The organism is Devosia limi DSM 17137, assembly GCF_900128975.1.
Classification (GTDB): domain Bacteria; phylum Pseudomonadota; class Alphaproteobacteria; order Rhizobiales; family Devosiaceae; genus Devosia; species Devosia limi.
Map to the genome: position 1 here is coordinate 106011 of NZ_FQVC01000009.1, position 22023 is coordinate 128033.

23 protein-coding genes and 1 pseudogene are annotated in these 22023 nt (G+C 59.4%); 9 read left to right on the top strand and 15 right to left on the bottom strand.

Going from position 1 to position 22023, the window contains the following annotated elements:
- Positions 1 to 20: 20 nt before the first annotated feature.
- From trbI to trbB, 11 genes are read right to left on the bottom strand one after another with little or no spacing between them, the layout of a single operon-like run.
- A complete protein-coding gene (trbI, locus tag BUA69_RS14845) occupies positions 21 to 1331 on the bottom strand; it encodes an IncP-type conjugal transfer protein TrbI (protein WP_046135082.1) in 1311 nt (436 codons plus the stop codon).
- Positions 1328 to 1795, bottom strand: a complete 468-nt coding sequence (gene trbH, locus BUA69_RS14850) for a conjugal transfer protein TrbH (RefSeq protein WP_046135081.1) — start codon at positions 1793 to 1795, stop codon at positions 1328 to 1330. Before trbH ends, trbI begins: the two co-directional genes overlap by 4 nt.
- A gap of 3 nt (positions 1796 to 1798) precedes the next feature.
- The gene (trbG, locus tag BUA69_RS14855; RefSeq protein WP_046135080.1) at positions 1799 to 2623 is read right to left on the bottom strand and encodes a P-type conjugative transfer protein TrbG; all 825 of its coding nucleotides are present in this window, start codon (positions 2621 to 2623) and stop codon (positions 1799 to 1801) included.
- 20 nt (positions 2624 to 2643) lie between these two features.
- Positions 2644 to 3306, bottom strand: a complete 663-nt coding sequence (locus BUA69_RS14860; RefSeq protein WP_046135079.1) for a conjugal transfer protein TrbF — start codon at positions 3304 to 3306, stop codon at positions 2644 to 2646.
- Positions 3307 to 3315: 9 nt separating this feature from the next.
- Positions 3316 to 4482, bottom strand: coding sequence for a P-type conjugative transfer protein TrbL (gene trbL, locus BUA69_RS14865; protein ID WP_046135078.1), 1167 nt, complete (start codon positions 4480 to 4482; stop codon positions 3316 to 3318).
- Complete coding sequence (locus BUA69_RS21045; RefSeq protein WP_046135077.1) at positions 4479 to 4673, bottom strand: TrbJ/VirB5 family protein; 195 nt, start codon at positions 4671 to 4673, stop codon at positions 4479 to 4481. Before BUA69_RS21045 ends, trbL begins: the two co-directional genes overlap by 4 nt.
- Complete coding sequence (gene trbJ, locus BUA69_RS14875) at positions 4670 to 5470, bottom strand: P-type conjugative transfer protein TrbJ (protein ID WP_046135076.1); 801 nt, start codon at positions 5468 to 5470, stop codon at positions 4670 to 4672. The genes BUA69_RS21045 and trbJ overlap by 4 nt, the downstream gene beginning before the upstream one ends.
- A complete protein-coding gene (locus tag BUA69_RS14880) occupies positions 5442 to 7892 on the bottom strand; it encodes a conjugal transfer protein TrbE (protein ID WP_046135075.1) in 2451 nt (816 codons plus the stop codon). The genes trbJ and BUA69_RS14880 overlap by 29 nt, the downstream gene beginning before the upstream one ends.
- A 7-nt stretch (positions 7893 to 7899) precedes the next feature.
- On the bottom strand, positions 7900 to 8199 hold the full coding sequence (locus BUA69_RS14885; RefSeq protein ID WP_046135074.1) for a conjugal transfer protein TrbD: 300 nt from the start codon (positions 8197 to 8199) through the stop codon (positions 7900 to 7902).
- On the bottom strand, positions 8192 to 8560 hold the full coding sequence (locus BUA69_RS14890) for a TrbC/VirB2 family protein (protein ID WP_046135073.1): 369 nt from the start codon (positions 8558 to 8560) through the stop codon (positions 8192 to 8194). Before BUA69_RS14890 ends, BUA69_RS14885 begins: the two co-directional genes overlap by 8 nt.
- Complete coding sequence (gene trbB, locus BUA69_RS14895) at positions 8550 to 9518, bottom strand: P-type conjugative transfer ATPase TrbB (RefSeq protein ID WP_046135072.1); 969 nt, start codon at positions 9516 to 9518, stop codon at positions 8550 to 8552. Before trbB ends, BUA69_RS14890 begins: the two co-directional genes overlap by 11 nt.
- A gap of 439 nt (positions 9519 to 9957) precedes the next feature.
- Between trbB and repA the strand changes: the two genes are divergently transcribed.
- The 6 genes from repA (at position 9958) to BUA69_RS14925 (ending at position 15588) form a co-directional block, all read left to right on the top strand.
- A complete protein-coding gene (gene repA, locus BUA69_RS14900) occupies positions 9958 to 11175 on the top strand; it encodes a plasmid partitioning protein RepA (RefSeq protein ID WP_046135071.1) in 1218 nt (405 codons plus the stop codon).
- Positions 11176 to 11284: 109 nt separating this feature from the next.
- Positions 11285 to 12289 (top strand): plasmid partitioning protein RepB, encoded by a 1005-nt coding sequence (gene repB / locus BUA69_RS14905; protein ID WP_046135070.1) that lies wholly within the window; start codon positions 11285 to 11287, stop codon positions 12287 to 12289.
- A gap of 200 nt (positions 12290 to 12489) precedes the next feature.
- A complete protein-coding gene (gene repC, locus BUA69_RS14910; RefSeq protein ID WP_046135069.1) occupies positions 12490 to 13818 on the top strand; it encodes a plasmid replication protein RepC in 1329 nt (442 codons plus the stop codon).
- 99 nt (positions 13819 to 13917) lie between these two features.
- Positions 13918 to 14289, top strand: coding sequence for an antitoxin Xre/MbcA/ParS toxin-binding domain-containing protein (locus BUA69_RS14915; protein ID WP_425283942.1), 372 nt, complete (start codon positions 13918 to 13920; stop codon positions 14287 to 14289).
- Complete coding sequence (locus BUA69_RS14920) at positions 14286 to 14804, top strand: RES family NAD+ phosphorylase (protein ID WP_046135068.1); 519 nt, start codon at positions 14286 to 14288, stop codon at positions 14802 to 14804. Before BUA69_RS14915 ends, BUA69_RS14920 begins: the two co-directional genes overlap by 4 nt.
- 151 nt (positions 14805 to 14955) lie before the next feature.
- Positions 14956 to 15588, top strand: a complete 633-nt coding sequence (locus BUA69_RS14925) for a sce7726 family protein (RefSeq protein ID WP_072866575.1) — start codon at positions 14956 to 14958, stop codon at positions 15586 to 15588.
- Here BUA69_RS14925 and BUA69_RS14930 read toward each other — a convergent pair.
- The 3 genes from BUA69_RS14930 to BUA69_RS14940 are packed head-to-tail and all read right to left on the bottom strand — an operon-like array spanning position 15506 to position 18370.
- On the bottom strand, positions 15506 to 16546 hold the full coding sequence (locus BUA69_RS14930) for a beta family protein (RefSeq protein ID WP_244547464.1): 1041 nt from the start codon (positions 16544 to 16546) through the stop codon (positions 15506 to 15508). The genes BUA69_RS14925 and BUA69_RS14930 overlap by 83 nt on opposite strands.
- 31 nt (positions 16547 to 16577) lie before the next feature.
- Positions 16578 to 17852, bottom strand: a complete 1275-nt coding sequence (locus BUA69_RS14935) for an XRE family transcriptional regulator (RefSeq protein WP_046135186.1) — start codon at positions 17850 to 17852, stop codon at positions 16578 to 16580.
- A complete protein-coding gene (locus BUA69_RS14940; RefSeq protein WP_244468742.1) occupies positions 17849 to 18370 on the bottom strand; it encodes a DUF6932 family protein in 522 nt (173 codons plus the stop codon). The genes BUA69_RS14935 and BUA69_RS14940 overlap by 4 nt, the downstream gene beginning before the upstream one ends.
- A gap of 360 nt (positions 18371 to 18730) precedes the next feature.
- Between BUA69_RS14940 and BUA69_RS20810 the strand changes: the two are divergent.
- Positions 18731 to 18823: pseudogene (locus BUA69_RS20810) on the top strand (hypothetical protein); the annotation flags it as partial.
- Positions 18824 to 18874: 51 nt separating this feature from the next.
- Here BUA69_RS20810 and BUA69_RS14945 read toward each other — a convergent pair.
- Entirely contained in the window at positions 18875 to 19930 is a 1056-nt protein-coding gene (locus BUA69_RS14945) for a tyrosine-type recombinase/integrase (RefSeq protein WP_046135185.1), read from the bottom strand.
- A gap of 437 nt (positions 19931 to 20367) precedes the next feature.
- On the opposite strand from BUA69_RS14945, the gene BUA69_RS14950 reads away from it, so the two are divergent.
- The gene (locus tag BUA69_RS14950; RefSeq protein ID WP_046135184.1) at positions 20368 to 21324 is read left to right on the top strand and encodes a DUF1403 family protein; all 957 of its coding nucleotides are present in this window, start codon (positions 20368 to 20370) and stop codon (positions 21322 to 21324) included.
- Between the two features lie 14 nt (positions 21325 to 21338).
- A complete protein-coding gene (gene scpB, locus BUA69_RS14955) occupies positions 21339 to 22019 on the top strand; it encodes an SMC-Scp complex subunit ScpB (RefSeq protein WP_052950534.1) in 681 nt (226 codons plus the stop codon).
- Positions 22020 to 22023 lie beyond the last annotated feature (4 nt).

The window sequence follows — 22023 nt, forward strand, 5'->3', positions numbered from 1 at the left end:
TGCCTGGGCCTCTCTGATGACTAGAGACCCGGGCCAGGAAGCTGGATGTCCTGATCAACGAGCACATTGAATTTGTATCCAGGCCGGATCTCCAAAGTGGGTTGTACATCAAGGTTCTTTGAAGCTGTCTGCTGAGACATCTGGCCAAAGGTTTCGGCGAACGATCGGCGTGCAGCATCCTCGGCACTGTTGGCATTGCCGAATGAATCACGATCCTGCGGGATCATCATCTCTGTGCCAGCCCCGATCAACGCGACCAGGATCGCTGACCCGAATGTTTGCAGATAGTGGTTGTCGACGCGGTCGCTGAACCCGCCATAACCGGCCGCGTCTGTTCCTGCCATCCCGCCAATCTGCAGCGTCGCGCCATTGGGAAAAATGATATCCGTCCAGATCGCCAAAACCCGGTTTTGCCCGAACGAGACATTGGAATCATAGCGGCCAAAGAGTTTTGAGCCTTGCGGAATAAGCAAATGTCGCCCGGTGGCGCTGTCGTAGACATTCTGGCTGACCTGGGCGGTGATGCGGCCGGGAAGATCGGAGTTGATGCCGGTGACGAGGGTGGCGGGGATAACGGAGCCGCGCTTCAGTTCATAGGGCGATAGCTGCGGCACCACCGACTTCGGTAGATAGCCAAGCTCGCGAATGTCCTGGTTGAAAAAGCGCTCCTTGGCCGCCTGCCCGTTGGGATCGGTGGCTTGTCCCCCTAACCCACCCTGCATGGCTGCCGCATAGAGGTCGATCGCGCTCGGGGGACGGCTCGTTTGCGCCCCTCCGCCTGCGAGTGATGCGATTGTCGCGGTGTCGGTTGCATTTGTCTTGCGGTCATCAATGCTGACAGCAATCGGGGAGTCGAATGCAGCATCATTGGCCTGCACGCGAGCCATGCGCTGCCGATGTTGCTCGCGTAGATATTGTTCGAGCTGCTCACGTTCGAGGCGGGCCCGCCAGATTTCTTCGGGTTCGAGCCCTGGCGATGCTGGCTGTCCGGCAAGTGGCCTGGGCTCCGGGTGCGGAACGAAGGGGTTGGTTGAGGGTTCAGTCGCTTCTGCCGGTTTCGGTTGGAGCTGTGTCGGCACCGGTTCACCAATGATGCCGTCGGGAACCCCCCGCGTCAGTTGATCGGCATAGCTCGAGGCTGATCGGGAACCCGTTGCGGCGCCATCGGCATTGTCACCAAACCGCAATCCACGGGAGGTGAGCCCGTAAAATATCACGGCAAGAAAGACCACCACCAGGGCAATGGCGATGATAACCGGCACCCGGTTGAGGCGCCGGATCTTTGGGCCCACTGCAGGATCGACACCTCCGAGTTTCAACGACTCGGTCATGGGGTACCTGCTGTGCCGTGCTGCTGGATCGAAAGCGGGCTGGTTGGCGTGGCTCCTCCCGCGGTAACTTTATACATGCGGGTGAGGTCGAGGCTCTGCGTCGACAGTCGCACGAGAACGCTGCCTTCAAAGTCATCAACGACATAGGCAAGCGCGATGGCGCCGGTGTTGTCGGTCTTTTGGTCGGTGAGGACGGCATACCCCCAACTGCGCAGGGAGGTTTCAAGCGCCTGGCCCAACACCGAGCTATCGGACGCAATGTGGATCGTGGTGTTGCCAGGGCCGGTCTGCTCAGCGAAGCGGCCGACCATATCGCTGGCGATGATGCTGGCGGTCTCTGGCGTCAGGTCCGTGCTGACGGTGCTCGGGACCAACCCGGTTGGTCCAAGAGTCTGGCAGGCCGTGAGTAGCGTCGCGCAGGCGAAAGCTATCACGATGCGGATGAGCAAGGACAAGGGGCGCACGGTCTATCCTCCCCGCCTGATGGTAATTTTTTGCTGTTGCCTTCCGACGCCAGAAACCAGGATCGCCTGGTCGATATAGTAGTCGACCACCATCATGGCGCCGTTCATCCGGTAATTGACGATGCGGTTTTCGCCGCCAGATACGACGAAGAGGACCGGGGCGTCCTGACCAGACAACGAAGAGGGAAACTGGATGTAGGTCTTTTGCCCGTCGCTGTAGATCCGGGTCGGGCGCCAGGGTGCCGCGCCGCTGATCCGGAAGGCGAAATTGAGCTGGTCAGCCGCGATGCCCGCACCCGGTACGATGCTGGCTTCCATGCGGGCGTTGATCTCAGCAAAGCGCGCATTGACGTCTTCGGGGTACTCGAAGCCGACCCGGGCCATATACTGGTCCCGATGCGATTTGAGCTGAATGTGATAGGTGCGCCGCGACGTTGTCACCACCATGGACGTGGTCAAGCCCGCCTCAGAGGGTTTGACAATCAGATGCACGGCCTGCCCGCCCGGTGCACCTGAGGTCGCCGGCTCGACCTTCCAGCGCACCGTGTCGCCAAGCAGCACATCCCGGACGATCTCGCCAGCCTGCAGCTCGATATCGCAGACCTGAAGCGGCGAACACACCACCGATGGCTGCACCTCGCCAAACAGGAAAATCACCTTGCCATCGGGGCCACGGGTGACGACCCCCTGCCCTTGCTGCCACTGCCCGGAAAGCTGGGTGGCGCGGGCTTCGTTGCTGCTGAGGGCTTGGGCCGCGGCGTCGAGAGTTGTCGCCGGCAGGAGCAGGGCCGCACAGAGAGCGACGTGCCGTATAGCGGGTGAACGCATTAAAATCATCCTCCGGGCACTCACAGCTGCGCCGTCCAGTCAAAATCTTTGAGGTAAAGCCCGATAGGGTTAAAGCGGATCACCGCCTCATCCTGGGGCGGCGTCAGGGTGACGGTGGCAATGCCGCGGAAGCGACGCATGCCGAGTTCCTTGCCCTGTCGGTCGCGTTCATATTCCGTCCAGTCGACCTGAAAGCTCTGGTTCGAGAGCGGCACGATATTGGTGACCTCGATGGCAACCGTCATGGTGCGGGCGCGGTCGAAGGGTGAGTTGCCCCGAAACCAAGCATTCACCTTTTCGGTGGCCGGGTCGGACGTGCGCAAATGCGCATAGGTGCGGTCGATATATTGCTTCTGCACCACAGCATCTGGCGTCACCGAGCGGAAATTGGCGACAAAGCTGCCCAGCGTGGCGCGGACCACGCGCGCATCAGCATATTCGATCTGCTGTGGGAAGCCGGCGCTGGCGGCTGTGCCGAGCTGATCGACCTCGACAATATAGGGGACGAGTTTGACCTGCGTGCTTTGAAACAGCGCGTAGGAAAAGCCGATGACCGCCATCAGCGTGCCGGTGACGCCAACGATGCGCCAGGCTGCAGCGGCCTTCACATAGGAGCCGTAGCGCTCGTTCCATTCCTGCCGCGCAGCAAGATAGGGATTTTCGGGTGGGGTGCGTCCAGCCATTCTTCTCACTTACGCCTTGTCGTCGCTTGATGGTTTGGTGGTGGACCGGCCTTGGGACTGGTCGAGTTTGGAATTGGCCAGGCCGAGTGTGGATGCTCCCCAGGTCCCCGGCACGCCGATGGCTTTGTCCCGCGCCGCAGCGCTCAATGCGCCCCCGGCGGCACTGGCGCCCGATGCCATGCCCTTGAGTGCGGCCGAGCCAAAGGATGCGCCGGCGGCGCGGGCGTCCGAATAGGCTGCCGCCCCTGCCCGCGCGCCGCCCGACGCTAGCGCCGCGCCGCCGGCAGCAAAGCTTGCTGCCTGGCCACCGTGGCGGATGGCCTCCATGCCACCGGTGACCGAGGCGCCCTGCACCACGCCCTGGATGATGTTGGGCACATAGATGGAGATAATGAAGACCACGACGGAAATGCCACCAATGGCGAGCGTCGAGAGGAACTCGTCCGCGGCCTCTGGGCCATCTGCCAGATTGACCAAAACCTCGGAGCCGATCCGGGCGATCATCACCAAGGCCATCAGTTTCATGCCGACGGAAAAGGCATAGACCAGATAGCGGACGGCAAAATCCTTGGTGAAGCTGGACCCGCCCAAGCCGAGCATGATCATGCCGGCCAGCAGGCCGACATACATTTCAACCATCACGGCGATGAAGATTGCAGCGACCAGGCTGAAGCAGATGACAACGACAATCATCGCAAAGACGGCGGCGATCGCCAGTGCATTGTCCTCGAACAGGCCGAACTGGGCTTTGCTCGACATGGCGCTGGCCACCTGCAGCCCGGCGTTGAAAACGTTGGCGGGCGAGGCCGAGCCGCCGCCGGCGCCGATCTGGAACAGACTGTCGACCATGGCTTTGGCAAAGTCCGGCCCCTGTTCGAGAATGAAGACGAACAGGCCGATGAACATGATGCGCCGCACCAGTTCAGCGAACCAGGTATCGAGCGAAGCGGCGGCCAGGGCGAGCCAAACCGCGGCGATGCCCACTTCAATGCCGGCAAGGATCCAGAATAGCGACCGCGCGGCCTGCAGAACGGTCGTTTCCCAGCCCTGTGCAGCGCTGGCGACCTCGTTCTCAAGGTTCGTCAACAATGATCCGTCCTGGGCAAAGGCCGGCACTGTCAGGATCAGGAGGCCAATACAGGCAGTAAAAGCGGCCTTGCCGATGGGTGAGCTCATTTGCCCGGCCCGTCTTCCTGGCTCCAGCGTGGCTGCAATTGCTGGCCACCGGTGGTGTCAAACTGTTGGGGTGCAATGGCACTGGGTCCGGGGGCGAGCGAGGTGACCGAGGGAGCCCTTGTCGTCCATATAGTCACCGCTATGCCGATCACGACGCAGAACGCCGCCATAATTACAACGACCCGGGTCACCAGCGCGGCTCCATCGTCTGGCCGCCCGAGGTTGCCGGCGCGGTTGACTTGAAAAATTCCTCGCGTCGGGTCTGGGCCAGGTCCTTGCTGGCCTGTTCGGATTGATACCAGGTGGCCATCATGGTCATTTGCTGGGAGACCAGACCGCGCAGCTTCTGGGACTGGGCGACCTGCTGCGCCGCAATCTGGTGGCCGACCTGCAGCGCTTGCATTTGCCCGACGGCGCTCTGCGACATGGACCGCAATTGTCCCATCGTGGCTTCTTCCGAACCAAATTGTTCGGCGGTGAACCCCGCAGCCCGTAGCGTTGACGCAATGGTGTCGCGGTTGGTGTCCGACCAATCCTGGTAGCTGGAGGAGAAATCCTGGCCATCGGCCAGGCCGCTTTGGAACTCGCCAAAGCTCTGGAACCGCTGTTTCAGCACATCGTCGATATTGCCCATCGAAAACGCGATGCCCTGCCCCTGGGTAACCAGGCTTTGGAGGCGCGTCAGATCGCTTTCGACCTGCCCCCAGACATGGTCGGGCAGCTGCAACGTGTTCTGCAGCATGTTTTCGTAGATTTTGAGCTGGTTCTGGATTTGCTCGGCAAGCTGGGAGATTTGCATCGCCTGATTTTGCAACTGCTCGGCCGACTGCCCGCTCAGACCCACCAGTTCGAGATTGTTGAGGATTTGGGTCCATTCCGTCGCGTTGCCGGTGACGGCCCCGGCCTGGACTGGGCCGATCTGCATCATGCTCGCAATGGCAAGAGCTGCGACGGCAAGTTTAGTTGCGGGTGAGAATAGTTTCGGCATTGCCGATCCCCCTTTCCGTCAGCCAAGCCGCCGGCCAATCGGCGCCGTACTGCTGGGTGAGTTGCTGGATGCGTTTGAGGTCGTCCTTGCCGGAGGCGCCGACAAAGGCGAGCGCCACAGGTCCGAGCGCCATGTCGAACAGTCGCCGGCCTTCGGGCGAGGCGACGTAGTATTCGCGCTTGGGTGTGGCCGTGGCGACGATCTCGATCTGGCGTTCATTAAAGCCGATCCGCTCGTAAAACTCGCGCGTGCCCGGCTCGCGCGCCGCGCCATTCGGCAGACAGATCTTGGTCGGGCAGCTTTCTTTCAGCACGTCGATGATGCCGGAGCGTTCTGCATCGGAAATTGACTGGGTGGCGAGCAGCACCGCACAATTGGCCTTGCGCAGCACTTTCAGCCATTCCCGGATCTTGTCGCGGAAGGTCGGATGACCCAGCATCAGCCAGGCCTCGTCGAGGATGATCAGGCTCGGCGCCCCGGTGAGGCGCTTTTCGATCCGCCGAAACAGATAGAGCAGCACTGGCACGAGATTGCGCTCGCCCATATTCATGAGCTCTTCGACCTCAAAGCACTGAAATGCGCCAAGGGTCAGTCCATCTTCTTCGGCGTCGAGCAGCTGGCCCATCGGTCCATCAACCGTATAGTGGTGCAGCGCATCCTTGATGTCGCGCAGCTGCACCCCGCTGACAAAGTCTGACAGCGAGCGGCCGGGCGCTGAGGCCATGAGGCCAAGCTGCCGCGAAATGGCATTGCGATGATCCGGCGTCACGCTGACGCCCTGCATGGCGACGAGAGTTTCGATCCACTCGGCGGCCCAAGCGCGGTCGCCGTCGGTGTCGAGTTCGGACAGTGGGCAGAAGGCCAGTGCTGCACCGCCCTCCCCTGCCCCGATCTCATAATGATCGCCACCGGCGCCGAGGGTCAGCGGCAACAGCGACTTGCCCTTGTCAAAGGCAAAGATTTGCGCGCCGGCGTAGCGTCGGAACTGGGCGGCGATCAGCGCCAGCAAGGTCGATTTCCCCGATCCGGTTGGTCCGAAGACCAGCGTGTGGCCAACGTCGTCGACATGCAGGTTCAGCCGGAACGGACTGGAGCCGCTGGCGACCTGCATCAGCGGCGGCGAACCGGATGGATAGAACGGGCATGGTGCCATGCTGCTGCCCGACCATACTGAATTGACCGGGATCAGGTCGGCCAGGTTGCGGGTGTTGATGAGCGGCTCGCGGATATTGGCGTACCAATTGCCCGGCAGGCTTCCGAGATAGGCCTCGGTGGCGTTCAAGGTCTCGATCCGCGCGCCAAAGCCCTCGGCTTGAATCAGGCGGCGCACCGCCTCAGCCTGTTCGCGCAACCGAGCATTATCGGTGTCGAACATCACTATGACGGGGGTGTAGTAGCCATAGGCCACCAGTTGCGAGGATGCCTCGGCGATGGCGTCCTCGGCTTCAGCTACCATCAGCATGGCGTCCTGGTCGACGGAGCGGCTCTGGGTCTGAAACAGCTGGTCAAAGAAGGGCCGCACCTTCTGCTGCCATTTCTTGCGGGTGCGCTCGAGCCTTTGCCGGGCCTCTTGCTCATCCAGAAAGACAAACCGGCTCGACCAACGATAGGTGAGCGGCATCAGATCAAGCAGGTTCAGGATGCCAGGCCAGCTCTCGGCCGGAAAGCCATCAATGGCGACGACGGCTAGATAGCGTCCATCCACCATGGGCGAGAGCCCGTGATGGAACTCGGCTGTAGCCAGCCAGTCGAGATACATCGGGATCTCCGGCAGCCGGACGGGATGATTTTCGCCGACGATGCAGAAGCGAATAAACTGGAACAGCTCATCATACCGCGCCGCGCGCCCGGTCTCGGGATCGACCAGCGTTCGCGTGACCATGCGTCGGATCGACAGCACATTGCCGAGATATTGCTCAACCTCGCGGATGGACGAGCGGAAGCTCTCTAGCACCGTGTCGGCATAGGTTTCGGAGCGGCTCTCGACATCCGAATACACATAGCGGGTCATGGCCGACTTGCGCGGCTCCGGCGGCCGATAGGTCAGGATCAGCGCATGCTGGCTTTCGTAGTGCCCGCGCTCGGCTTCAAAATGAGCGCGCCGCTCATTGTCGATGGCCTGCGTCACGGGATCAGGAAAATGACAGTCGTCGCTAGCGGGGTATGCAATTGTGGGCACCCGCACCGCTTCGACCTGGATCATCCAGCCAGAGCCCAATCGGGACAGGATGCTGTTGATCTGGCGTGACACCTCGTTGCGTTCGAGATTGGTCGAGCTCTCTGAATCCGGGCCGGCAAAATACCACCCCGCCATCAGGCTCCCATCCTTGAGCAGGAGCACGCCATCGCTGACCAGCCCGGCATAGGGGACGAGGTCCGAGAAGGACGGGCGCGTGTTGCGAAACTGGCGAAGGGCAACCATCAGCGTCTCAGTACCGACGCCAGGGGGAAGACGTCGGGCGGTATGTCTGGCGATAGGTGATGTGGCGCAGATACACCTGCCGCATCATCGGATCGGCCTTGGCCATCATCCGCAACGCGCCAACAACGCCGATCCAGATAGCAATCCCTAGCAGAGCGGAAAACCAGGTCAGCACCACAAAGATCAAAATTACCGTCGCCAGCCCGGTCAGCAGGACCAGTTCGCGATCGGCGCCCATCAGATGACTGGGGCGCGAGAGCGCGCGATGGATGCGTGAGCGCGCAAGGGGAGCGCTGGCTTCAGCCATGAGCCCCCTCCCCTGCCCCGGACCAGGCGGTCGCTCCGACCTCGCCGATGGATGCGCCTGAGGCGCCGAACAGCCCAACGATCTGCGTGGCGCCCAGCAGGATGCCGGCGACCAGCACGACATACATCAGCCGGCGGGCAAAATCGTTCAGCTCACCGCCGAAGATCAGCATGCCACCGGCCACTGCGACCGCGGCCAAGGCAATGAAGCCAGCGACTGGCCCGGTGATCGATTGCTGGATCTGCTGCAGGGGGCCTTCCCAAGGGAGGCCGCCGCCGCTGGAGGCCAGAGCGGGTTCAACCGTCAATACCGCGAAGGCCAGTAGGAACCCTGCCAATAGGGAGCGCTTGTCATGCGTCATCGAAACGTCTTTCTCCTGAATAGGTCTCAATCTGGTAGTTGCCGTCTCGGAAGGCTTCGACGTGGATGACCTCGCGCACCCGCCGCCCCTGCGGCGCGCGTTCGATGGAAACCACGAGATCCACGGCCTCCCCAATCACTTCGTGCATCGGTTGCTGGCTGGCTTCAGCGGTGAGTTGCTCGAGGCGACGAAGCGCCGACAACGCGTTGTTGGCGTGGATTGTGGTGATGCCGCCGGGATGCCCGGTATTCCAGGCTTTGAGCAGCGTCAGTGCCGCACCGTCCCTGACCTCGCCGACGATGATGCGATCGGGGCGCAGGCGCATGGTGCTTTTCAGGAGACGGGCCATGTCGACCGTATCGGTCGTGTGCAGCGAAACGGCATTCTCGGCCGCGCATTGAATTTCGGCGGTATCTTCCAGGATCACCAGGCGATGCTCCGGCGAACTGCGGACCATCTCGGCAATGACGGCATTGGCCAGTGTTGTTTTGCCGGAGCCGGTGCCGCCCGAAATGACGATATTGAGCCGGGCCTCGATTGCCTTGCGGATCAAATGTGACTGTTCCGATGTCATAATCGCACTACGGACGTAGTCATCGAGAGGGATCAGGCGCGAGGCGCGCTTACGAATAGTGAAGCTGGGCGCCCGGACGACCGGCGGCAACAGTCCCTCAAATCGGTGACCACCGATCGGCAGCTCACCGGAGATGATCGGTTGGTCTTCATCGGCCTCGGTTTGCAGCGCGTGGGCAACACTGCCAATGATGATCTCGGCAGCGCCGGGCTGTAGCTGGCCCATGCTGTCGATCCCCTGCCCCAGCCGCTCCACGAACAGTCGTCCGTCCGGGTTGAGCATGATCTCCACGACGGAGGGATCGTCCAGCGCCGAGCAGACGGTTTCGCCGAGGGCATCCTGCAGCTTGCGGACAAGCCGGTGATGCGAGCGCGAAGCTATCATCGGCCGTGATCTTGATGCGCAAATGCGTTGGTGGCTGAGCGGTTTGGTGTTTGATGGTTCTGATGCATGTGCGGTGCCCGCTCCTCGAAACGTGAGGGGCATCAACAACAATGCGACAGCTGGGTCAGCCCGGCATAAATGCCGGGTCTGGGAAACGGTGATCAGCGATTCTAGCTAGAATGCGTTCTGGATCAGAAAAACGCGCGTTTCGATGCTTTTCAGACCCGGCATTTATGCCGGGGGGTGTAGGGGAAAGGCCAAAGACGCAAGTTACTGAATTAAAGGAATAAATAGGCTTTTCATGGAGCCCGTTCAACGGGTTCTGTCGGTCTCGTTAAGGGGTCGTTAACCACTAAATCCTTGCAAGATCACGCAAGTTCGGTATCGTCACGGCAAATTTGCGCGTCGTGCGCTTATGCCGTGATGAAAGACAAAGCCCGTGACTGACAGCGTGGTTTATCCCATTGACGAGGGTATTGCGGCGGATGAGACCATCGGCGCGCACGCCGAGCTCCTTAGTTCTCAGCTGCAGGCCATGAGTGAGGCGATGTTTCCGCCGACCTCAAAGAAAACTCTCCGACTTTTCACGTCGGGTGAGGCCGCACGATTGATGCACATCTCCGACTCGACCCTTCGTAAGATGACCATTGCTGGTGAGGGACCACAGCCCAAAATAGCAGGGAATGGACGTCGGCTCTATACGCTCTCACAGATCAATGAAATCCGTCGTCTTCTTGCCAATGGCACGCGGGGGCGGGATTCCAGTGACTTCGTACCGCATCGGGGAGATGGAGAGCATCTGCAGGTTCTTGCTATCACAAACTTTAAGGGTGGCAGTGGCAAGACGACGACTGCTGCACACTTGGCACAGTATCTTGCGCTGCAAGGTTATCGCGTTCTGGCCGTGGACCTGGATCCACAGGCAAGTCTATCAGCCCTACTCGGAGTGCTGCCGGAAACCGATGTCGGTGCCAATGAAACGCTTTATGCGGCCATTCGATATGATGATCTTCAACGTCCGCTAAAAGACGTTATTCGGCCAACCTATTTTGACGGTTTGGATTTGGTGCCCGGAAATCTCGAACTGATGGAGTTCGAGCACACCACGCCAAAGGCGCTCGCAGATCAACGACAGAAGTCGCAGGGAATTTTCTTTACGCGTGTTGCATCCGCGATCGATCAGGTGTCCCAGGATTATGACGTCGTCGTTATCGATTGTCCCCCTCAGCTCGGATTTCTCACGCTGTCAGGGCTTTGTGCAGCTACCTCGATGGTCGTCACTGTTCATCCTCAGATGCTGGATGTTGCTTCAATGAGTCAGTTTCTTTTAATGACTAGAGATCTTCTCGGTGTCGTTAGAGAAGCTGGCGGGCGGCTAAAATACGACTTCATTCGTTACCTTTTAACGCGGTTTGAGCCGCAAGATGCGCCACAAACGAAGGTTGCGGCACTTCTAAGAAACCTCTTCGGCGACCATGTGATGACCAACCCAATGGTGAAGTCTGCGGCCGTCTCAGATGCTGGGTTGACCAAGCAAACGCTCTATGAGATCGGCCGCGAAAACCTGACACGCTCAACCTATGATCGCGCGATGGAGTCATTGGACGCCGTCAATATTGAGATCGAGCAATTGGTCAAGTCAGCTTGGGGGCGATGATGAGCACCATCCTCAGCGACCTTGGAATCAGAAAGTTGGGAGCTCCCAACTTTTCCGTAGCGCGCTCAGTTGGGAGCTCCCAACTCGCCCATGATGCAGGAGGCAACCGATGAGTCGGAAGGATGCCATAAATTCGATGTTCCTGCAGAAGCCGGCATCAGTCTCAGCTGATCCAGCGGCCGTAGCAAAACGGCCAGAGCGGGTCCGCAGTGGAGCAATCGCTGCGATGGGCTCCTCTCTTGAAGAGTTGACCCAAGGGGCCAGAGCGGCGGCAAAACTCCATGAGCAGCTCCTCACTGGGGATCATGTGATTGCGCTCGACCCCGGGGCCATCGATCCGTCCCCAATTGCAGATCGGCTTCTGGCCGACGTTGATCCTGGGTTTGATCAACTGGTCGCCAGTCTGGAGCAGGATGGCCAGCAGGTGCCTATCCTCGTTAGACCAAATCCAGCCGTGGAGGGACGCTACCAAGTCGCCTACGGAAGGCGACGTCTTCGTGCACTGGCCCAGCTTGGCTTGCCGGTAAAGGCGATTGTACGGCCGCTTTCGGACGATGAACTTGTCGTCGCCCAGGGGCGAGAGAATCTTGATCGAGCTGATCTGTCCTTCATCGAAAAGGCGCTCTTTGCTAAGAGGCTGGAGGATGCGGGATATGATCGCGCAGTGATAATGGCCGCGCTATCGACTGATAAATCTGACCTTAGTCGATATATCGCGATTGCCAGGCGCATTCCTGAAGAGCTGGCAAGGCAGATAGGTCCGGCAGCGAAGGCCGGCCGCTCGCGTTGGAGCACTCTTGCCGAAGGTCTTGCGACGCCGGGCTTTACGTCTAGGCTCAAGGATATCGTAGCTTCAGAAGCGTTTCGCGCCGCAAATAGTGACACGCGTCTCGCCATGGTGCTGAAAACACTGTTGCCTGTCGCGGACCGAGCAGCAAAAGGTGAGGCTTGGAGCACCCCAGAAGGGCGTCGGGCTGCCCGAGTGGAGCGGCGCGGAACTCAGACCGCGATCACGTTTGATGAAAAGCGCGTGCCGGATTTTGCTGTGTTTGTGGCGGGCCGGCTCGACGAGCTCTATGCCGAATTTTCTAACGAGCAAGGAGATAGCCAATAGAAATAGTCGGTCGATGGCATAAGCCAGAAGGCCTGTTTTTAGCCGCAAAAGAAAAAAGGCCCCCGAAAGCGAATTCCGGAAGCCCTTCTCGTAGTGTGGTAACACGAGAATCGCACTTCCCTGATTCGTAGTCAAGGCCCTCCAAGGGCACACCGCTTATGGCGGCCGGAATTCTTTTGCCTTACGCAAGGTGAAAGACAATGCAGACGCATATTTCAACGACGCCCTTTGGGCGGCGATCGCTGACGCTTGGCATGATTTCAAGCCAGGTAACGGCCAAGACAGCGCCGGCAGATGCAACAGTCCATAAGTGGCAGGTGTTTGCTGACATCAAGGAGGTGCGTATCGCGCTGGGGGCAACCGATCGTGCTCTGGCGATCCTCAACGCTTTGCTGTCGTTCCATCCGGAAACGGCTTTCTACGGCGACAGTGCCTTAATCGTTTGGCCATCTAACGAACAACTGATCAACCGTGCCAACGGCATGTCGCCGGCGACGCTCCGGCGCCATCTGGCGAACCTGGTTGACTGCGGTCTGGTCATTCGGCGTGACAGCCCCAACGGCAAGCGCTTTGCCCGCAAGGGGCAGGGCGGCGAGGTTGAAGAGGCTTATGGCTTTGACCTGTCACCTATCGTTGCCCGAGCGGCCGAGTTCAAGGACTTGGCTGAGGCGCTCAAGGCCGAAAAGAAGGCCTACCGCCGCGTTAAGGAGCGGTTAACCATCTGCCGTCGCGACATCATCAAGATGATCGACGCTGGGATTGAGGAGAGTGTGCCAGGCAACTGGGGCAGGGTGCTGCAGTCCTATCAAACCATCGTTGCCCGGCTCCCCCGCACAGCCCCACGCCAGGTACTGGAGACGATTGTCGCCGAGTTGGAAGACCTCTGGTCCCAGATCCGCGACGTGTTGGAATCCTTCGTCAAATCTACAAATATGAGCGCCAATGAGTCTCAATCTGAGCGCCACATACAGAATTCAAAACCAGACTCTAAAATAGATTCTGAAAGCCGCTTAGGAATAAAAGAAGAAGCGAGCGGCAGCGCCGGGGAAGCATCCAACGTGCAGAGCCTGCCGCGGCGAGAATTGCCCCTATCCATCGTGCTCGATGCCTGCTCGAATGTGGTGTGGGTGGTCAAAAGTGGTGAAATCCGCACCTGGCGCGACTATCTGGCGGCCGCAGAACTGGTCCGGCCCGTTTTGGGCATCAGCCCCAGCGCCTGGGATGACGCGAAAGCGGCGATGGGTGAACGAGAGGCGGCGATTACCATCGGAGCGATCTATCAGCGGCAGGATCAGATCAAAAGTCCTGGTGGCTATCTGCGCAGCCTGACGGATCGGGCCAAGGCGGCTAAATTCTCCGTCTGGCCGATGGTTATGGCCCTGGTGCGGGCCAAACTGGATGCCACAAAGGCATCTGGGGCCGCGGAAGAGACCGTTGCGACCGCCGAGCGGGTGATGCGAACCGAGAAGCGATTGGAAATCAGCGATGCGCTGCGCCAAACGATGGGAAAATGGGACAGAGATAAATAACGGCGATCATTGAATTGCCAGTTTCAATACCGTATATTGCGTACAAAGAGTATGGCATAATGGTTGTAGAGGAGGTCACAAGTGACCCAGATACAGAAAATGACAGCGCAGGCAGGGCCGCTGATCCTGTCCTACATGGACCCGGCAGGGCGGATCGCCGCCGAGCGGGTGGCGAATGGGTTTGGAATGTCGAAGTCCCAACTCGCGGAAACGACTGGGCTGGCGCGGGAAACGCTCTATCGATCCGAACGGATCGGGGCGCCCAAGGCGCAGGGGCGGTTACGAGAAATGCTCGAAATAATCAGCCGGGTTTCGGAATGGGCTGGTGGCAAGGAGCAGGCAATGGCCTGGTACCGGGCCCAACCGCTGCCGGCTTTCGGTGGCCGGACTGCTGAAGCTCTGGTCAAGAACGGCCAGGCTGGTGCCGTACGGGATTATCTGGACCACTTGGCACTGGGCGGCTTTGCGTGAGGTTCGTCGGGACGTGTTATCGAGCCCATGATCCACGCTGGGCTTTTAAGCCGCTTTCTGGGGAGGGGGCAGGGATACGGGGCGCCCGTTTCAATCCCAAAGGGGTGCCTGCGCTCTATCTTGGCCTCAGTGTCATGACGGCGATTAAGGAGATCAGCCAAGGCTTTGCCCATCGCCTCGATCCAACAGTGCTGTGTTCTTACGATGTCGATTGCGACGATATCGTCGACCTCACGTCGGAGCAGGGCAGGGGAGAGGTATCCGTGACAGTTGACGAGATGGCCTGTGCTTGGGCATCGGCGCTGGCACAGGGGGAGCGGCCAGTTTCCTGGTCGATCTATGATCGGCTCGTCGCGGACGGCACGGCTGGAATTCTGGTGCCCAGTTTTGCACCCGGCGCTGAGGCCCAGGATTGCAATTTGGTCCTGTGGAACTGGGACTCGAAACTGCCCCATAAGGTGGAGGTGTTTGATCCCAGCGGCCGACTCCCCCGCGATCAGTTATCCTGGAGCTAGATGGATAACAGCTATGCTGCCATCCACTGCGGATGCAGACTAACTACGCGCAGTTCGCTTCTTTCTGAAAGGAATGTAGGCTTGGTCAGAATGCCGCCTTCACGCGGCGCTAAATTTAGGCCAAAAGTGCGCGGGAAAAACGCAGCAGACCATGAAAAAGCCGGCCACAACAGACTCCGATATCCGCTCAGCGCTTCATGCCAAGCGATTGAGGCACGCCAGATCCCACCCAGACACGCTGGTGATCGATGAACTTGGTCTTGCGCATGCTCGAGGCCGTATCGACATAGCGGTCATTAACGGCTGCATTCATGGCTATGAGATTAAGAGTGCCAAAGACAATCTAGACCGGATGGCGATGCAGATCGGCATCTATCGTCAGACTCTGCAAAAGCTGACATTCGTGACAGCGCCGAAACACGTTGAAGGCATCGTGAATGCGGCTCCCCAATGGTGTGGCGTAATCGCTGCTGAGCAGGGGCCAAGGGGCGGCATAGAATTCCACACGGTGCGAAAGGCCGTTCGCAATCCCGAAGTTGATGCGATTATGATGGCGCATTTACTCTGGCGAGACGAAGTTATCGAACTGCTGAGCAATGCAGGCTATTTACCAAGGGACCTCCGCCAGCCAAGGCAGCATCTCTACCGGATGCTATGTGAAACCCTTTCTCTTTCAGAGATCACCTCCTCCATACGCACTTTCATGATCCGGCGACGGGATTGGAGAGGTCGTCAAGCACCTGCATCATATGATGATTTATCGCTACATCTTTCCAGCGTGTAAGATTGCTCGTTGGCGCTTTCTTCACAGCGCATTTGCCGATGTAGTCGTCTCCGTAGCTGTAATGGTTGCCTTTGAAAAAGCCAGATCCGACCAGGACAGCGCAATGTTCGTGCATTTGCTCTTCATTCCCGCGGAAGGCGCTGCCCTTGCGCACCCACCAGGACTTCCCGGTCGCATATACGATCTTCCCTGACGACTTTATTTTGCGCATGTCTTGCGGCGTGAATTCGGGATGGACGATGGTATAGTCGCCGTAGCTCGGCCTTCGCATCCCAGAAGGCAGCGCGGAAAGCAGAGCTTGGAAAAACAACCAATCATGGCGCGGTAACTCGCCCACGCCTTTGGAAACGTCCTTGAAGGTCTCGGGAATAGCAGTGCTTATGAGCACAAGATTGCGGAATCGATTGAGATCCCCTAATCGGCGCAACGAGGCGATCAACGCCAAGGCGAATGCATTGTAGGGCTCAAAGTTGGGCTGACCGAGGTCGAGAATGAGATCGACTTCATTCTCATTGACCTCCAGCGAGCGAAACACTGCCACGACGCGCGCGAACGCGTCCTTCTTCATCAAATCCTCCAGTCGAACAGAGATAGCAACTCCCCGCCCGTCTTGCTTGACGATCCCCGCAACCGAGCTTTGGAGCTTAGTGGTGGCGTCCAGCCGGATAGAGGGCACGGCCTTGGCACCGAGCTTGCGTAGGCCGTCGAATACGTATGTCAAAATGTCGCGACCGTCGTTCATGATGCCGTCTGCGACAGTTGCATGCACACCTATCCACGCGGGTCTGGCACCCCACTTCTTTCCGTATCGATCCACAAAAGGATGCACATGCTCGTGGATCGTTTTTTTCGGCTGCCAGGAGTCGAAGTCGAATTCGCGCTCTGGAATGGTAAGGTAGGGAACGACCCGTTTCTTGGCACCATCGGTCAAACGAAGAAGCGCCTGGTACTCTGCCATGCGCCATCTTAGCGCTGGCACATACATGTCCTCAGTCAAGTTCATCGCTCGCCTCTTCAAGTTGCGAACGAACCTGATTTTGGCCGACCAGGTCATTCAAGATGGTGTAGTTTCCGCGCTCTTTTCTAATGCGACCGGCAATGATGCTCGGATCTATGCCGATTGTCTCAGCATCTATCTGCACAGCTTCTTTCGAGAGAGCGAAACGCGAGAGGCATTGGTCCCACAAGTCTTCGGGTATCAAGGCATCGAGCGCAAATTTGTCAGCTTGCGCTTCGATTGCGTCGAAGCCGTTGCCGCCTTCCTCATCGAAGAAATCAAAACGCAGGCCGTCGAACAGGTGGAGGAAGACATGCCCGAGCTCATGCATCAGCACAAACCAGAAGTTGTCCAGTCGATCATAGCGGAGCGTCAGCCCAACGACTGGGGTGTCGCCAACGAGCATAGCAGCGCCGTCGAGATATGACCCCGGGAGGTGACGCTCGACGACTAGTACAATACCTTTTTCGGCCAGCAGGTCTCGAGCACGCCGTGGGCCGTCATCGAAATTGGTGAGGTGAACCAACTCTGATAGCCATCGGTCATCCAATTGGAAGCTTCCAACTTCGCCAGCTTGAATTTTGCTATGGGCGCGCTCCAGAATACGTGCTTGCCAAGCGAGCAAGGCATATTCGTTTGGCACGTTACCGCTGTGCATCTTCTTGCGATGAAACGCGGTTGCAAATCGAGGGCCGGCGGCCTGCAGGAAGTAGTCCTTTACAAGTCCGATTGGGTTCGAACCACGCGGTAAGTCAAACCATCTGCGCTTGATCATTTCTTTGTAAGGAAACTGGCCCCAGGCGACATCGTCAGCGTCGCTCCAGGTGAAGAGAGAGCCACTGGCAGAGCCCGCACCCTCAAAACTCCCCGATGCCTTGACACCAAGTGCTTTCGAAACCTCAACCAGCCGGCCAAGATTCGCACCGCTATAGTCTGTTGCCTCATAACGCTGTATTTGTTGCGGCTTCATTCCAAGTTTCTCGGCCAAGTCAGTCTGGCTCATACCTGAGGCGATTCTCGCTTGCACCAAGACGCGTGGCAGCTCTTCTAGCGAGTAGGTTTTCGAGAAAGAGACTTGGCCGGATTTCAGCAGATCGTATTCGAGAATTTCAGCTTCGATATCGGCAATCTGGCTCTTGAGTGCATTGATTTCCGCCTGCTTGAGCCACGCTTGATCCGACACGCGCGCAGTGGCTACATTAAGGGCGTCTCGCAACTTTTTCAGTTGCGCGCTGGATACGCTTTGCTGTTTTTCGCTGTAAATCATGACTGCACCTTCGCGAAGAGAAGCGGGTCGGTCGAAAGCTGAATGGCAATGATCCCCTTGGCTTGTCCTGTGAATCTGTCGATCTGAAAAAAATCTACGAATGACTTTCCGACATCGACGCACGTCATCGACGATAGAAAGAACTCCCCTCTGAATGCCGATTTTTGCGCGGCTCGACCGTTGGAAAAATCCAAAAACACTGGGTCAAGGGTGACTGGATCCACCCCAGCCGGGTCCCAGCATGCATCAAAGTCACCAGGTATGGGCTTGCCGGAGACGTAGCTGCCATCGAGAAAGATCTTTGTGCATCCAGCCTCTTTCAGTTTACTCGAAGCAAGGATAAGCCCCCCAAACAATTCACGCCGCCACGCATTCGTGGCGAATGCGGATGCCACTTCCTCCAAATTTGCCGTGTGTGCACCAGGCGGCAAAACGGACCAAGGAGAGCCATTCAAAGGTACGAGTGCTGGAATCATGGTTACAACAATACTGTTGTATTTGGTTGGCGGCAAGATCAATTATGACCCGAGAATTTTTCCGGAGCGGCGATGCGCCAGATCGCTTTCGTCAAAGCTCCGGCTGCGACTGTTGGCAGTCTCGGTGCATTTGGCTCAATAGTCGGACAGTGGGCACGGTTACTGTGTTGTCAAGCAGGTCCAGCGGCCGCTAAGTTCGGCAAGAAACTAGGGGATTGGCTAGGCCAGTTCGGGGCATGTACGAAGTTGTCAGTGGAGCTAGCGCCCAGAAGACATGCTTGGCACGCCGTAGCCCAATGGCCGCATGATCTAGTAGTGCCCCAACCCGCCAGCCGACGGCCTTTCGTAACTGGCGGGGTTCCCTGGCATTCCCGATAGCTACTCCAGGTCAATGACCAGTTGGCAGGCTCGCGCGCCGGGGGACTGCGCGCACGCACCATCGAGGTGTTCGATCAGCGTGGCATCGCCGACCGGTTGTTGCCCAACGGCAGAACGCACAGATGCAGCGAGTATTGGTACGAGGCATAGTCCGCGTAGGGCAGGGACCTACAGCCCGGCCGCCTTGGTCAGATTGATGCGAAACCGATCGCGCCGCCGTTGATAGCGCCGGGTCATCTCGGCCGAGGCGTGGCCGAGCTGCTTTTGCACATAGCGCTCATCCACCTCGGCGCTACTGGCCAGACCGGCGCGTAGCGAGTGGCCGGCAAACTGCAGCGCCCGTTCGGCCTCCGGCAGCTCCCCACGCAGCCCGGCGGCCAGCGCCGTGCGCTTGACCAGATTGGCGACGTGTTTGTCCGAGAGCCGCTCGACATCGACGGTCTTGTTGTCCTTGAGGATTGGCCGGAAGATGGGCCCGCGCTCGATCTTGCCAAATTTCAGCCAGGCCTCGAGCGCCGCCACCGGACACGTGCGCTCCGCTGAGCCGCGGGCGATTTCCACTTCGCGCCAGCCGGTTTTGCCGCGTAGCGTCAGCAGCACCCCGCCGGGCTCGATGGCAATCCAGCCACAACCCTCAACTTCAATGTCAGCACGGCTTACATTGAGCCCAACGATTTCCGAACGCCGCAAGCCGCCGGCAAAGCCCAGCAACAGTATGGCGCGATCGCGCAGCCCGCGCAGGTCGTGGCCCAGGCTCTCCACCATGGCGACGATGTCGTCGGGCAGAATGGCTTCCTTCTGCACCGGTGGTTTGCCGTGTTTCCGGCGGATGCCGGCCAGCACGCTGGCGATGTGGCGATCGCTGCGATCGAGGACAAAGCCGCGCTGGCGAAAATTCCACATCAGCCCGGACAGCTTGCGCTCGATAGTCGCCACAGCGAGCGCCCGGGCGCCCTTGGCCTCAGGCGCAGCACAATCGGTGATATAGAGTCCCAACACCTGTGGGGTCGGGGGCAGGGGCTCGAGGCCACGCCGGCGGCACCAGCCGGTAAAATGCCGCCAGTCCTGGGCGTAGGCGGTCTGGGTATTGGCCGCGCTGGCGTGTTTGGCAAACTCTTTAGCCGCGTCCGCCAGGCGGCCGAGATGCGCCGGCGGCGCCGCCGTGTCTGGAACCACCGGCAACTGAGGGGCAAACGTGGCGTTTGTCGGAGTATCGGAATTCATGAGACTCTAGGTTGTTTGTTTTCAATGGCTTACGTGATTCACAATTGTGAGACTGAATCGGAATTAGTGAGACCGAGACACGATCCGGAGCGGAAATCATGAGACTACCCCACATTCACCTTGCAGCCGCGCGGTTCACGGTGCGGGATAAGAACCACCGATCGATCAATATCTTAACCACCGACGAACGGATGGATGCGGCGCTACCAGTCTCAAATCTCCGACTCGGAACCGTCCTCTCGCGGGCGAGTCTCACGAATACCGGTCTGCTGACAGCCTGTCCGCTGATGAAGAACGAGTGACATGGACCATGAACTGAGCTGTAGCACACTGGTTCCGATAATTGAACATTATCAGTCGTTATTGTGTGCCGACAAGCAGGGCGGATAATGGGTAATATGGTGGTATGAAGCGCCGCCCCGTGGTATCCTGCCGACATGAACTCGCGCGCTGATTTGCTGGTTATCGATCCTCCGCCTGTGCCCAAAGTGCCGGCTTGGGCGCGAGCGCGTGGTGTGGTTTTGCACGATGCCGATGCGGCATACGCGGCTGGTTCGGCCTTGAATTCCTTGGACAATCTAGTGCGTCAGGATTTTTCCTGGGCCGGCGCCTGGCGGCAGCGTCTGGCGCTGCGGAACGCTGCCGCGGCGGTAAATCTGAGCGGCCGACGCGAGGACGAATCCGCGCTGCGCGACACCCATTTTCTGCGCGACCCCGGCGCCGATCCTGGCCCGTCCGGTCACCTGTTGATGGCTTGGCGCCGAATGGCCAGTCGCACGACCAGGTGTGACGAGGAAATGGTGCGACCGGTCGCCGAACAGCATTTTGCTCTGCATTGGGATGACAGTCTCACCGAGGTGCTGGCCAATGGGGCAGACATGATGGTGTCGTCACGGCCGGCGCCGGTGCTGGCGGCCGAGATTGCCGCCGCTGTCTATCGGGCCCGGCCCGATGCCGAACTTTTGGGTATCTGGCTTGCCGACATGCTGCTCGCCCAGAAATTCAGATGGCCGGTGCCCGTTCCGCTGCTGATGGGCCAGGTGTCCTCGCTGGCCTTCAAATCGGGCGAGCACCGCAAGCGCATCCGGCCGGGAGGCGAAGGGTGGGGCAGGGCGGTGCTTTTGGCCTACGCGACCGCCGCAGCGGAGGCTTGTGATCTCGGTATAGAGCTGGCACAGCGCGCGGCAACACTGACTGCGGTGGTGCCGAAGTTGCGCGCCAAGGGGTCTGGCGACGTCATCAAGCTGCTGCTGTCCGATGACGCGGTGCCGGGCTCCTGGTCGAGCCCAAAGCTGTCGGCGCGCGGGACGCGGCGCCTATTCGATCGCTTGGGGGAGTTAAGGGCGGTACGCGAGCTCAGCGGCCGGTCGACGTTTCGGCTTTACGGCTTGTGAGGCAGGGCAAAACAATGGCCAGGCGCAAACGGACAGATGCCGAACCCCCGATCTTCGATGCCGAACTGGCCGATATGCCGACTGACCTGCGCTGGCGCGAGTGGATGAACCGCATCGAGGCCGTGCTGTTCGCGGCGCCAAAGCCGGTGGAGCGTGAGGTCCTGGCGCGCGTGATCGGCCGCGACGCCAGCATCGACCTGCTGATCGACGACATCCGCGAAGCGCTGCGGGGCAAACCCTATGACGTGGTCGGTGTTGCTGGGGGCTGGGCGTTCCGCACCCGAACTGCCTATGCTGACGCGATTGCCGCGTCTGCTGCGGTGCCGGACCGTGGGGTTGATCTAACCCAGAACGAGGCCATGGTGCTGGTGTCGATTGCCTATCATCAGCCGGTGACGCGGGCAGGGGTGTCCGAGATCCTGGGTCGGGAGGTGTCGCGCGACGTCATCGGGGCGCTGCGAGACAAGAACATGATCACCGCCGGGCCGCGTAGTCCGACGGCGGGGGCACCGTTCACCTATGTGACGACCAAGGTGTTTTTGGAGCATTTCGGGCTCGACACGTTGCGTGATTTGCCAGGGCTCGAGGAGCTTGAGGATGCAGGATTACTGAAAGCCGCCGGGTCCACTACGATGACCCTCCCAATCGCACATGATGAGCTGGAGAATGTTGAGCTACGCGATCGAGATGTGTGAGGAT

What these genes read in the sequence shown, in the direction of transcription:
- BUA69_RS14890 (WP_046135073.1), bottom strand. Translation starts at nt 8,560, where the DNA reads ATGACGCATGACAAGCGCTCCCTATTGGCAGGGTTCCTACTGGCCTTC.
- BUA69_RS14860 (WP_046135079.1), bottom strand. Translation starts at nt 3,306, where the DNA reads ATGGCTGGACGCACCCCACCCGAAAATCCCTATCTTGCTGCGCGGCAG.
- trbL (WP_046135078.1), bottom strand. Translation starts at nt 4,482, where the DNA reads ATGAGCTCACCCATCGGCAAGGCCGCTTTTACTGCCTGTATTGGCCTC.
- repB (WP_046135070.1), top strand. Translation starts at nt 11,285, where the DNA reads ATGAGTCGGAAGGATGCCATAAATTCGATGTTCCTGCAGAAGCCGGCA.
- BUA69_RS14915 (WP_425283942.1), top strand. Translation starts at nt 13,918, where the DNA reads ATGACAGCGCAGGCAGGGCCGCTGATCCTGTCCTACATGGACCCGGCA.
- trbJ (WP_046135076.1), bottom strand. Translation starts at nt 5,470, where the DNA reads ATGCCGAAACTATTCTCACCCGCAACTAAACTTGCCGTCGCAGCTCTT.
- BUA69_RS14930 (WP_244547464.1), bottom strand. Translation starts at nt 16,546, where the DNA reads ATGGCAGAGTACCAGGCGCTTCTTCGTTTGACCGATGGTGCCAAGAAA.
- trbB (WP_046135072.1), bottom strand. Translation starts at nt 9,518, where the DNA reads ATGATAGCTTCGCGCTCGCATCACCGGCTTGTCCGCAAGCTGCAGGAT.
- BUA69_RS14880 (WP_046135075.1), bottom strand. Translation starts at nt 7,892, where the DNA reads ATGGTTGCCCTTCGCCAGTTTCGCAACACGCGCCCGTCCTTCTCGGAC.
- BUA69_RS14885 (WP_046135074.1), bottom strand. Translation starts at nt 8,199, where the DNA reads ATGGCTGAAGCCAGCGCTCCCCTTGCGCGCTCACGCATCCATCGCGCG.
- BUA69_RS14935 (WP_046135186.1), bottom strand. Translation starts at nt 17,852, where the DNA reads ATGATTTACAGCGAAAAACAGCAAAGCGTATCCAGCGCGCAACTGAAA.
- scpB (WP_052950534.1), top strand. Translation starts at nt 21,339, where the DNA reads ATGGCCAGGCGCAAACGGACAGATGCCGAACCCCCGATCTTCGATGCC.
- trbG (WP_046135080.1), bottom strand. Translation starts at nt 2,623, where the DNA reads ATGCGTTCACCCGCTATACGGCACGTCGCTCTCTGTGCGGCCCTGCTC.
- BUA69_RS14950 (WP_046135184.1), top strand. Translation starts at nt 20,368, where the DNA reads ATGAACTCGCGCGCTGATTTGCTGGTTATCGATCCTCCGCCTGTGCCC.
- BUA69_RS14945 (WP_046135185.1), bottom strand. Translation starts at nt 19,930, where the DNA reads ATGAATTCCGATACTCCGACAAACGCCACGTTTGCCCCTCAGTTGCCG.
- trbI (WP_046135082.1), bottom strand. Translation starts at nt 1,331, where the DNA reads ATGACCGAGTCGTTGAAACTCGGAGGTGTCGATCCTGCAGTGGGCCCA.
- repC (WP_046135069.1), top strand. Translation starts at nt 12,490, where the DNA reads ATGCAGACGCATATTTCAACGACGCCCTTTGGGCGGCGATCGCTGACG.
- BUA69_RS14925 (WP_072866575.1), top strand. Translation starts at nt 14,956, where the DNA reads ATGAAAAAGCCGGCCACAACAGACTCCGATATCCGCTCAGCGCTTCAT.